The sequence below is a fragment of the Alteromonas halophila genome (assembly GCF_014651815.1).
In the GTDB taxonomy this organism is placed as follows: Bacteria; Pseudomonadota; Gammaproteobacteria; order Enterobacterales; family Alteromonadaceae; genus Alteromonas; species Alteromonas halophila.
In genome coordinates, this window is record NZ_BMXP01000001.1 from 240,174 (window position 1) to 251,921 (window position 11,748).

Here is an 11,748-nt window from a genome sequence, read left to right on the forward strand (position 1 = left end):
CGTGTTCGCTTCCTTTATCGCATTTTCCCCAGCGCAGCATCACGCATAGCAGTGAGTTCCGCGATAGACGGGGTCGTTGTGGCAAATACTTCGGCGTACTGATCACCGCTGCCAATATTTCGGGTGCTGATAGGCTGACGCACCTGACTGGCGCTGGGGGTCAGCACCGGGCTGTCAGCCTGATGGAACGTCAGGCAATCAGCCTCAAAGGCAATACCGATTTGGCAAAACAGGCCTTTGATCGTCGCTTCCGGTGATTCCGCCAAAGCCTGATAGTCCAGAACCGTTACCCGGTCACCCAGTTTGGTTTGCCACAATGCCAGTAACCGGTAAAAACCCTGAATATACGTACTAATGTCCGATGGCGAATACGCATAGTCGTTGCCGTGACTAAAAAACTGGCGGTATAAGCTGCTGGCATTGTCCAGAACCGGGCGGGACAGGCAGATAATGGGTGAATCGGGAAACAGCGTGCGGATAAGGCCAAGGTGCAAAATATTATTGGGGTTCTTATCAATAAAATAAGTATGGTTGTTAACCGGGTATTGGCATGCCTGCTCAAAATAAAACTGGCGCAGTTGCGTTTTCTCGGACTCTGATATCTGAGCCAGACCAGATGGGTACTGACCGCGCTGCATTAAATGTAATGCGATACGTTCAATATAAGGCAGTTCATCAGTCGTGGTTATCTGACTGTGTGCGGCGAGGATCTGCTCAGTTAATGTAGTGCCACTGCGCGGGAGGCCGACAATAAAAACAGGGACGTGCGATGCCACTGACGACGTCGGGTCAAGCGACACATTATGTAAATCGTCGACTAGCTGTAAAAAGCCCTGGCGATTAAATGGTTTTACTGTGCACATAAGCCGGTTGGCTTCATGTAACTGTTGCAGCGCCGCCTTCTTATTACCACGCTGATGGAACATGTGATGTCTGGCAAAGCATAATAACGCGCACTGAAAAGGATCGTCAGAATGGGCAGTCTGCAGCGTCGCTTCATCGTCGTCGGTAAACCGATAGTGCTTGAGATCTGCCAGTGACCAGTACCCCGATCCTGCTGTCGCGGGCTGTAACCGGATATATCGGTGATACGCGGCAGCCGCCTTTTCTGTATCCGGTAGCGCTTTATAGGCATGGCCAGCTAACAGGTGTAATCCCGGAGAGTCGGGATCCCGCTCAATACAGGTATGTAGCAGTGAAATGGCATCCGTTACATCCCCAGTTTGCAACAAATACTGGGCAAGCCTGCTTTTTACACTGACATCGTCAGGGAGCAATGTGCAAAGCCGCCGCAGAACCCGAACAGCCGGAAAATAAAGTTCATAGCGTACTAGCACAGTAAGCAACGCCTGATACTGTGACGCTGTCCAGTTCTCGGCACCACTTAAATCAGTAAGCTGCCGCGTGCCTGTGATGAGATCGCCGCTGAAAAATGGCAGCTGGCCTTCAAGTATCGCGAGCTCAGGTGCGTCAGCATACTGACGGCGCAACTTACTGAGTGCCAGTTGTGCTGATGTGGTATTGCCCTGCGTGAGTGCCTGCTCCGCTTTAGTGATTAATCGGCGACCTCTGTCATCCATATACCGAACCTGCTTTTACTGCCATATTAGAAAACACTACGCGGGATGGTGTACCGCTTATTCGTACCAATGTTTATGGTATCTTGTGTAAACAACAATTAATAGAAAAGTTCCAGCAGGAAGCAATGGCGAATTCCCAGCAAATCCAACAGTATGTAAATCAGGCGATGCAATTGTTGCAGCGCGGTGACTATGAACAGGCACTAAAGATATTTGTGGCGCTGGAACAGGCAGGAATGCAGGACTTTCGTCTTTTCAGGGCGATGGCCAGTGCCTATGAGCGGTTACAACAGAATCAGCTGGCCAGCCAGTATTTTTCCCGCTCCCTCGCCATTAATCCAACGCAACCAGATGTGCTGATGTCGCTGGCAAGGCTGTATACTCTGCTACATGAATATTCCCAGGCCCAGGCATGTTATGAAAAGGCACTGGGAATAAACAAAGATGACGGGATGCTTATCCGCTATGCGCGCTTTTTGCTGCTAGAGGAAGTAGCGCAACCGCAGCAGGCACTGTCGCTCTTATCTGCGCTGACCGGGGAAGGGGCTATGACAGAGTCGGCTCTGTTGTTGCGGGCAAAAGCACAGGGGGATCAGGGTAACCGTGATGAGCAACAAGCGTTGCTGGAGCAGGCGCTGACGCGCTACCCTGAGTCCCGTGACGTACAGTCGGCACTGGCCTGGTATTACAAAGACACCGGCGACAATGAAAACGCACAGGTGTATTTTACTCGTGCAGCTCAGCATCCGAAGGCCCGTGCCGATGATGCCGAGGGCCTGGTATTGTTCTACCTGGCCACTGGCGCAATTGAAAGCGCGCGTCGCAGTCTGGCTGAAGCGCTGACCCATTATCCAGAGTCCCGCAAGTTAATGAAACTGCAGGCCTCGCTTCGTTATGAAATGGGCGACGATAACTATCTCAGCCATTATGAACGCAAGGCAGTGACCGAACTTCCCCCCGCACTGGCCTTTGATTATGTCGATCAGTGCCTGAACGCAAAAAAACTACACCAGGCGCAGATTGCGCTGGATTCATTACAGCCATTGCACCGCTCGAGTGCGTATCTGACGCAACGTTACGCATTGCTCAATTATGAGCGCGGCGATTACGCAGGCGCTATCGATCTTTTAAACGAGATTATTGTCAGGGAACCCGGTAACCCGCTACTACTGCAGTTGATGGTCAAAAGCCTGTTTGCTGCCGGTGACATTGCAGCGAGTCAGCCCTACATTTCCCGTTTGCTTGAACAGGCACCGGATGACCAGTTTTACTGGGCACTGCAGAGCACGCAATGGCGGCTGTCAGGCGATGACAGGTATGCCTGGCTGTGTGATTACGCCTCACTTGTCAGGCCCGTGGAATTGCATTGCCCACCGGAGTATGGATCAACGACGGCCTTTCTGGCAGAGCTGAAAACCGTGCTGGAACAGTTACATACGACCAGGCATCAGCCACTGGAACAGTCGCTGGTCGGCGGAACACAGACGACGGGCTATTTGTTCGAACGTCGTCATCCGGTCATTCAGTCGTTGAAAACTGCGTTGCATGAGACCTGTCGTGATGCATTATCGACGTTGGTAGTGGATGAAACGCATCCGACTTGCAAGTCTGCGCAACGTGATATCAGCTTTGCGACAAGCTGGTCGGTACGGCTTCAGGATCAGGGGTTTCATGTTTCTCATGTTCACCCTAAAGGCTGGTACAGCAGCGCGTTCTATGTGGACGTTCCTGAATTGCCTGACAACGATGCCAATGCTGGCTGGCTGCACCTGGGCAAGCCGGGAATAATCACAGCGCAGCCTCTGGACGCTGAGCAATGGATACAGCCACAACCCGGCAAACTGGCATTATTCCCTTCATTCATGTGGCACGGTACCGCACCGTTTGAGAGTCAGCAGTCCAGGTTGACGGTTGCTTTTGACCTCAGTCATCAGCGTAAAAAATGATAACAATCTGATTAAGGAAAATGCGTAGATAAACGGATCTGTTAATGGAAGGGTAACCTAATATTGATAGTGTCGGTTTAATGATTGGCTAAATGTTTTACGTCTAATTAGTATCAGAATTACATTGACGCAACAGCGCCTATGGTCAATGATTACTGAGAAGGAAGCAGACAACGAAATAACGTGTGCTGTTTGCTTGGCTAATGTGAGAGTTCACACATCGCGGATCGCGCGTGGTAGCCAAATGTCCAATCAGCCACCAGCAATGGTATTGATGAGTGGTTGTCTTTTAATCAAATCAATATCCTAACGGTCTGTGTTAAGAGGCTGTTACTTGACTCCTCTCGGTAATCCGTGTGAGTATTAGGAGTTCGTAGTATTGGCGTTCTGGCGGCAATGACTACTGTCCTTAAACAATATAGCAAAAGTTTTTATACGCCCCTTGCCCGAGTAGTGTTTCATTTCGGCGAGGATTCAAATAAGAAATTTGGTTGGGAACTATGTCCAATATGAGCAAGAGAACTCTTATTGCTTCTACTGTTATGGGTGCGTTTGCACTGACAGGTAGCGCAGTCTCTGCAGATACGCTAGACAAACTTCATGAAGAAGAAGCAAAGATCCATGCGGCTGCAGCGAAATCTCAAGAAAAAATAAACACGCTGTTCGAACAGTCACAGGAACTTTTGGTGGAATACCGTCAGACTGTTGACGAAACAGAGAACCTGAAAGTTTATAACGACTATATTGCGAGCCTGGTTGCTGACCAACAGCGCAGTATTGACTCTCTGCAACGTCAAATCGACAGCATTGAAGACACCAAAAAAGGTATCGTACCTCTCATGTTCCGCATGATTGACAGCCTTGAGCAGTTCGTCAAGCTGGATCGTCCGATTCACCTTGAAGAGCGTCTTGAGCGTGTCGAACGCCTGCGTGACCTGATGGCTAACTCTAACGTCACTGTTTCTGAGCAGTTCCGTCAGGTTATTGAAGCCTATCTGGTTGAGGTCGAGTACGGCACCAAAATCAACTCTTATCAGGGCACCATTGATGCCAATGGTACAGAGGTCACTGTAGACTTCTTTAACCTGGGTCGTGCAGCGCTTATGGCACTGTCGCTCGACCAGAGTTCAGCCTGGGTCTGGAACAACGAAACGCGCGCTTGGGAGCAGTTAAGTGATGACTATGTATCATCTGTTGTTGATGCTGTGAAAATGGCTAACAACGTAATCCCAGCGGATCTGATCAAACTACCAATTAGAGCAGCGGAGTAAGTGTAGATGAAACCAGTATTCAAATCTCTATTAGCCGCTGCAACAATGGCGGTAGTAGCAACCGGTGCGCAGGCGCAGGAGTCTCAGACGCTGCAGGATCTGCTTAACCAGGTACAGAAAAATCGTGTTTCTGAAGCACGTATCAACGAAGAGCGTGAAGCAGAATTCCGTTCAGAGCGCGCTGACAAGCAGGCAATGCTGCGTCAGGCACAACAGGAACTGCAAGCGGAAACTGATCGCGGTGATCGCCTGCAAGAGCAGTTCTCGCAAAACGAAACAACGCTGACTGAGAAGTCTGCTGAGCTGGAACAGGCAACCGGTACTTTAGGCGAAATGTTTGGTGTGGTTCGTCAGGCCGCGTCTGAAGCCTATGGTCGTGTTTCTACGTCAATCGTAAGTGCAGAATTCCCAGGGCGCGCACAGTTCCTGTCTGATATGTCAGAAGAGTCGAAAGGCCTGCCTAACATTTCAGAACTGGAAGATCTGTGGTTTGCACTGCAAAAAGAAATGACTGAAGGTGGTGAAGTGTCTCGCTTTACGACAACGGTTGTTAACCTTGATGGCGGTACGTCAGAGCAGGAAGTAGTTCGTGTAGGTACTTTCAACCTGATCGGCGAAGCTGGCTACCTGGCCTATGACCTGGAAAATAACGTTGTTCAGCCACTGGGTCGTCAGCCTGACAGCCACCTGGTAGGTTCTGCAGAAGAGCTGTATGAATCAACATCTGGTCTGGTACCTTTCTATGCTGACCCGTCTCAGGGTGCAATCCTTGGCCTGCTGAAGCAAAAAGCAACCTGGTCAGAGCGTTATCATGCAGGTGGTCCGGTAGGTTACACCATCACAGTGATGCTGGTTATTGGTCTGCTGATTGGTGTGTACAAACTGGTCACACTGACATTATCTGGTGCGAAGATTCGCTCACAGCTTAAAAACCCAGGCAACCCATCAAGTGGTAATGCGCTTGGCCGTATCCTGAAAGTGTATCAGGAGAACAAAAACGCTGACGCAGAAAATCTAGAACTGAAACTGGACGAAGCAATCCTTCGCGAACTGCCTAAAATCGAAAGCGGTATTAACGTGATTAAGATTTTCGCAGCCATTGCACCGCTAATGGGTCTGTTAGGTACAGTTCTGGGTATGATTGAAACCTTCCAGACAATTACATTGTTCGGTACAGGCGACCCTCGTATGATGGCCGGCAGTATCTCGATGGCACTTGTTACAACTGCACAGGGTATCATTGCAGCATTGCCGCTAATCCTGATGCACAGCATTGTTGCTTCACGTAGCAAGTCAATTATCCATATTCTTGATGAGCAGACAGCAGGTATTGTTGCTGCCCATTCAGAGACGGAGAAAGCGTAATATGAATTACCTGATTGGATTATTTGAATCGGTCAGGGACTTTATCGCTACCGGCGGTGACGTGCTGTATTTCGTCGCTGCCGCGCTCTTTCTCATGTGGATGTTAATGATTGAGCGTTACTGGTATTTAATCTCCGTATTCCCGAAGGTGAAGAAAGACATTATCGCTAAGTGGGATGCGCGGGAAGATACCACATCATGGTATGCGCATAGAATCCGTGACGCGTGGATTTCTCAGGCGTCAGATGCACTGGATGCGAGAATGCTGATAATCCGCACACTGATAGCCATGTGTCCGCTAATAGGGCTACTTGGTACGGTAACCGGAATGATCAGTGTTTTTGAGACAATGGCAACACAGGGAACCAGCAATGCCCGTTTGATGGCAGGTGGTATCTCAATGGCAACAATCCCGACAATGGCGGGCATGGTTGCGGCGCTGTCAGGACTGTTCATCAGTTCACGTCTCGAAGCGAAAGTGAAGCTGGCAAGAGAAGGCTTGGTTGATAGCCTGCCACATCATTAGAGAGAGAGATTATGTCTCGTAAAGTCAGAACCGAGGAAGAAGATGCGCAGATAGATATGACTCCCATGCTGGATATTGTATTTATCATGTTGATCTTCTTTATCGTTACTACTGTTTTCGTTAAGGAAGCGGGTATCGAAATTAATAAGCCTGATGCGAGCCAGGCGGTTCTTCACAAAAATGCCAACATTTTCATTGCTGTTACTGAAGATGGCAATGTATGGATGGACAAGCGTGAAGTATCACCGGACAGCGTTCGGGCGAATCTGGAACGGCTGCTGAAGGAACAGCCGACTGATTATGTGATCATCCAGGCTGACGTGAAATCGAAGCACGGCGTCGTGGTTGAAATCATGGATCAGGTTAAAGCTGCCGGCGTCGATCGCGTTTCAGTAGCAGCAAGGGGTTAAGATGGCACGTTTTATTGTATCTATTCTGTTAGGTGCGGGTGTTGCATTTGCCTTGTTCGTCCTGATGGCGACATTGATTGAGAATTCCTCAAGACCGGCAGATGAAATACCGGAAGCACCGGTAATTGATATTGTGATGCAGGAACCGGAGGCCGACACGCAGACTCGTCAGCGTACACCTCCGCCTCCGCCACCACCACCAAAACAGCCTCCGAAGATGCAACCGGTAGAGCCGGAAGCTGCAGATCCGGATTCCAGTGGTTTCAACATGGATGTACCGAGTGTTGATACCGGCGGTGTAGGTGTAAATATTGGTGCGGTTGGCGCTATGCAACGTGACGGTGAAGCAACACCTATCGTTCGTATCGATCCGAAGTATCCACCAGAAGCTGCCCGTGATGGCAAAGAAGGTTGGGTTAAATTATCTTTTACTATCAATGAAGTTGGTGGTGTGGAAGATATTGAAGTGATTGATGCAGAGCCCAAACGTGTATTTGACCGCGAAGCGCGCCGTGCGCTGCGTAAGTGGAAATACAAGCCTAAGGTAGTTGAAGGGAAAGCAGTGAAGCAGACTGATATGTTCGTTCAACTCGACTTTAAACTGGAGCAATGATCATGATGAAAACATTCAAAATGTCTGCAATTGCTTTGGTAATGGGTGTCGGTGCGGTCACTGCCGCACCAGCCATGGCGCAGTCGTCGGCGATTGTTTGTCCCGGCTATGAGAAGGGAAAAACAACGCTGGTCGGTGAGCGTACAGGTAAAAAAGTGCAAAAGGCCTTTGAAGCGTACAACGAAGATAAGACCAACGAAGCACTTGATATTCTGTACGACATTGAACCATCAGATGACTTCGACAAGGCCTACGTGGGCAGATTCATCGGTAACCTGCTGGCCTCTCAGGAAGGTCAGGGAACTAAGGCGTTAGGCTACCTGCGTGACGCAGTTGATCCTAAGGTGTTAAACGATACCGAACATGCTCAAACGCTGAAATTGATTGGCGATTTGAGCATGCAGGAAGAGAAGTACACTGATGCTATTGACATGTATCAGAAGTGGATGGACTTCACCTGTAAAGAAGATGCAGACGTTTATACACGTATGGCACAGGCCTATTACGAGTCTGGTCAGCTGGCAAAAATGGTTGAGCCAGCCGATAACGCTATCAGGTTGCTAGAAGAGCCGAACAAAAATCCTTATGTACTGAAGATGACATCTTATTACGAAAGAAAGATGTATCCGGAAACAGTTGAGGTAGCACGACAGCTTGTACAACTGTTCCCCGAAAATCCTCAGTGGTGGATTCGTCTTGGCTTCTTTTACATGCTGGTCGAAGACTATAAGCTGGCGCTTTCAACTTTTGATATGGCCTATTTACAAGGCTTTTTGAAGAAAGAAAGTGAGATTAAAACCTTAAGTCAGCTTTATGCAACAAATGGTATGCCATGGCGTGCTGCTAAGTTGCTGGTCAAGTATGTCGACTCCGGTCTTCTGGAAGATGATGCGGAAATGCTATCGAACATAGCTAATTCGTTTCATCAGTCCAAAAACTATGAGACCGCAGCAAACTATTATGGTTTGGCAGCTCAAAAGTCTAATGATCCTGAACACTACCGTAAGAAAGGTACTCTGTTGCTGGTCGCTCAAGACTATAAAGGCGCTATCAACGCGCTTAAAAATGCCTTGGAGCGTGGCGCTGAGTCCCCTGCATCCATTCACTTCTCGTTAATGGAAGCAAATTTCTACGCAGGTAACTTCAAAGAAGCTTACCGTCATGTGCAGGAAGCTAAGAAAGATCGCGCTGTGCGCCGTAATGCGGTGGCATGGGAACCTTATATCAAGGAAAAAGCGAAAAATCGCGGCATCGAAATCTAGCATTAACAAAAGCCTCCGCTCGGAGGCTTTTTTATTCGTGCTGACCCGTCCTAAATAACGGTCACCCTTCCTAAACTGAGCAAAACCATACTATTGGCTTGCATTGTTCGGCCTATCACGTTGAAACGTCTTTGAGATAACGGCTGATCGCCTGCCTCAGTTCCTGTTGTGCTGCCTTTTTTCCTGCTAACCCTAATGCACTGGCGACACCTCCTATGGATGTCAGCGAATGTAGTTGTCTGTAACGTGAAACCGTGCTGTTAGTGGTGAAATACCGCCAGGCCGCGCCAAGCTGGTCGAAACTGCGTGAAGCCCCGGCGAATTGTGAAAGTCGCTTTATCATTATTGAGTGGCACTGCGCTGTCGTCTGATCAGCGGGCTCATATAAGTCAGTTACCGGGCGTATACCCGTGTCGAAGTCATAAAGCTGTGTGAGCATTGGCAATTCTGACTTTATAACTGAGGATAGCGGTCTTACGACCAGGGCACTACTGGCACCGCTGGCTTTGTCCATTTTCACGCCGCGATGAACAACGGCAAACTGATTGCGTTGCCAAAACGCAATCAGCGTGTCGGAAGCGCCAAATGAACTGAGCAGTGCATCCACGTACCGGTCTTTCGCGTAGTCGAATACAAAGGCCAGACATTGACTGCCAATACCCATCGATTGATAGTCTGGTCGCACCGCGATGCGGTTAATACGCCAGTAGCACTGTGTTGCCAACGCTTCTGAGGCCGTAATCAGCGCCAGTCGTTGAGCGCCCAAATGGCCTTTAACCCGGCGGCGGCCCGCGCTTATCTCTGAAGCAAGTCCTTGCAAGGGGTCACCGCCTTCACGATTGATCACACAGACTGCCACAACCAGGCTGTCCTTCATGCCAACAATGACAAAACTGTCGGGCGCATCAATCAGGCGCATAATGTCATCCGGGCTAGTCTGGTAATGGGCGTTGCTGAGTAACTGAACTGTCTGCTGAAGCTGCGCTTCGCACATCGAACTAAACTGCGTAACAGACCAGGTAACCCCCCGTGCCGTACAATTTTCAGCGTCGCGTGCTGAAGGCTCGCATAAAAGCAGTGCCTGTTGGCAGAATTTTTCAAGAGGATCGCCCTGATACCAGCGTATCGGTGCGTGCAACTGATGCTGCGTGAGGCACTTTTGTGCAGCGAGCCATGGCAAAAAACGGTGAAAAAAGCCCTGACCACTACCTTCGTAACCATGCGTCGTCGTAGCCAGTATTAGTGTATCAGCCTGCATTGCCAGTTGCTTTATGACCGGCAATGGCAAGGACGCCGCTTCATCAACAATAAGGTACCTGTGTCGTTGCTGAGTGAGCGCAGGGTTGTCGGGCGCATACCAGCTCAGGCTGCGGGTTTTGCTGTTTATGCTTATCTGCACAGCGTTTGGGCTGCCTGAATGCACACTGGTATGTTGTCTGACCGTTTCAATCAGGGTGGCAGTATTATACGTGACCGGACTGGTCAGGGCTATATCGCAGCCCCTTTTTAACAGATCGGCAGCCAGTAGTCCCAACAGCGTAGATTTGCCGCGCCCACGCGGGGCAGTAATCACAATCGCTGTATTACTGCTTTGTAGCGCGCTTTGGATTGCATTAAATGTATTTGCCTGGTCCAGTGTTGCAAAAGGGGCGGGAACACTGTCATCAGCAGGGGTTGCGTTACAGACCGGCAGGACGGCGTGTGCATCGTGCCAGCAGGCAACGCCACTCGATTCATCCGCGTCTGACAAGTTACGCGTCAGGCGTTTCAGGTACGGGCTCTCAGTCAGTGTATAACCGTACGTCAAAAAGTGAGTAGCCAGCACCTCAGGTGACTGGTGCCAGCGCTTGTGTGGCGGGGTAAGAAGGAGCAGACGGCCGCCTTTTTTTACGGTGCCAGCCAGCGCCATGAGTGCACTGGGCCGAAACGGCTGATGCGCGTCGTAAACGGCAATATCAAACTCCTGCCCCAGCAGCTGAGTGGCATGACGGATATATGTCTGACGGCCAGCTGGATGTTCACCGGGGCCTGCCCAGCATGTTTTTATATGCGGTGGCAGTGCGTGAAGCAGCGCGTGCGCTTTCATGTAGCATTGCGATTGCGGGCCACTGACATGCAGAAGCTGCCGGTGCACCGGTGTGCGCCCTGGGTTCTGACCTGCCAGTAACCATTTGTTTATTGATACTACAGCCATTGTTTCAGATATCCGGTATACTTAGACGCTCAGGGCAGGGAAGGCTTCGCTGTGACGCCGACACCATCATCGTCTCAGGTAATGACAATCTTGCCCGCGTCCTGGCCATTTATAGTAACGACAATCGATGAGGAATTCGAATGCGATTTTTGTCCCGCAGACTGGTAATGCCAAATGATCTTAACTATGCCGATTCACTGTTTGGCGGCAGGGCATTGGAATGGATTGACGAAGAGTCAGCCATTTATGCCATCTGCCAGCTCGAGACAAATTGCCTGGTAACCAAACACATTGGCGAAATTAATTTTGAGTCACCCGCCATGCAGGGAGATATCGTTGAATTTGGGCTGGAAACTAAGTCAGTAGGTCGTACGTCAATTAAAGTCAGCTGTCTGGTACGCAACAAGGCGACCAAGAAAACCATTTGTCTGGCTGACGATATCGTGTTTGTGAAAGTCGATCCCGTTACCCGTCAACCTGTCGCGCACGGAAAAACACTGGAAAGCCTGAAGGCACAAACCGAAGAAGAAATACGCAGGCTGAACCTGATCCTGACTGAGAAAAGCAGCTAAGCAAAAGCG

Annotated in this window: 10 protein-coding genes; 8 read left to right on the forward strand and 2 right to left on the reverse strand. The window is 49.8% G+C overall.

Annotated features, from left to right (window positions below; genetic code table 11):
- Nucleotides 1-14: 14 nt before the first annotated feature.
- Complete coding sequence (locus IE054_RS01150) at nucleotides 15-1,580, reverse strand: sulfotransferase (protein WP_189403253.1); 1,566 nt, start codon at nucleotides 1,578-1,580, stop codon at nucleotides 15-17.
- A gap of 125 nt (nucleotides 1,581-1,705) precedes the next feature.
- On the opposite strand from IE054_RS01150, the gene IE054_RS01155 reads away from it, so the two are divergent.
- From IE054_RS01155 to IE054_RS01185, 7 genes are all read left to right on the forward strand, one after another.
- Complete coding sequence (locus IE054_RS01155) at nucleotides 1,706-3,526, forward strand: putative 2OG-Fe(II) oxygenase (protein WP_189403254.1); 1,821 nt, start codon at nucleotides 1,706-1,708, stop codon at nucleotides 3,524-3,526.
- Nucleotides 3,527-4,035: 509 nt separating this feature from the next.
- Nucleotides 4,036-4,797 (forward strand): DUF3450 domain-containing protein, encoded by a 762-nt coding sequence (locus IE054_RS01160; protein WP_189403255.1) that lies wholly within the window; start codon nucleotides 4,036-4,038, stop codon nucleotides 4,795-4,797.
- Between the two features lie 6 nt (nucleotides 4,798-4,803).
- On the forward strand, nucleotides 4,804-6,162 hold the full coding sequence (locus IE054_RS01165; RefSeq protein ID WP_189403256.1) for a MotA/TolQ/ExbB proton channel family protein: 1,359 nt from the start codon (nucleotides 4,804-4,806) through the stop codon (nucleotides 6,160-6,162).
- A 1-nt stretch (nucleotide 6,163) separates the two neighbouring features.
- Nucleotides 6,164-6,688, forward strand: coding sequence for a MotA/TolQ/ExbB proton channel family protein (locus IE054_RS01170; RefSeq protein ID WP_189403257.1), 525 nt, complete (start codon nucleotides 6,164-6,166; stop codon nucleotides 6,686-6,688).
- A gap of 11 nt (nucleotides 6,689-6,699) precedes the next feature.
- Complete coding sequence (locus tag IE054_RS01175; RefSeq protein WP_189403258.1) at nucleotides 6,700-7,098, forward strand: ExbD/TolR family protein; 399 nt, start codon at nucleotides 6,700-6,702, stop codon at nucleotides 7,096-7,098.
- Nucleotide 7,099: 1 nt separating this feature from the next.
- Nucleotides 7,100-7,711: an energy transducer TonB gene (locus IE054_RS01180; protein WP_189403259.1), complete on the forward strand. Its 612-nt coding sequence runs from the start codon at nucleotides 7,100-7,102 to the stop codon at nucleotides 7,709-7,711.
- A 2-nt stretch (nucleotides 7,712-7,713) separates the two neighbouring features.
- Nucleotides 7,714-8,973, forward strand: coding sequence for a tetratricopeptide repeat protein (locus IE054_RS01185; RefSeq protein ID WP_373293791.1), 1,260 nt, complete (start codon nucleotides 7,714-7,716; stop codon nucleotides 8,971-8,973).
- A 115-nt stretch (nucleotides 8,974-9,088) separates the two neighbouring features.
- Here IE054_RS01185 and IE054_RS01190 read toward each other — a convergent pair whose 3' ends face one another.
- Nucleotides 9,089-11,167, reverse strand: a complete 2,079-nt coding sequence (locus IE054_RS01190; protein ID WP_189403260.1) for a GNAT family N-acetyltransferase — start codon at nucleotides 11,165-11,167, stop codon at nucleotides 9,089-9,091.
- Nucleotides 11,168-11,307: 140 nt separating this feature from the next.
- On the opposite strand from IE054_RS01190, the gene IE054_RS01195 reads away from it, so the two are divergent.
- Nucleotides 11,308-11,739 carry an acyl-CoA thioesterase gene (locus IE054_RS01195; protein ID WP_189403261.1) on the forward strand — a complete coding sequence of 144 codons (432 nt, stop codon included), beginning with the start codon at nucleotides 11,308-11,310 and terminating at the stop codon, nucleotides 11,737-11,739.
- Nucleotides 11,740-11,748: the final 9 nt, after the last annotated feature.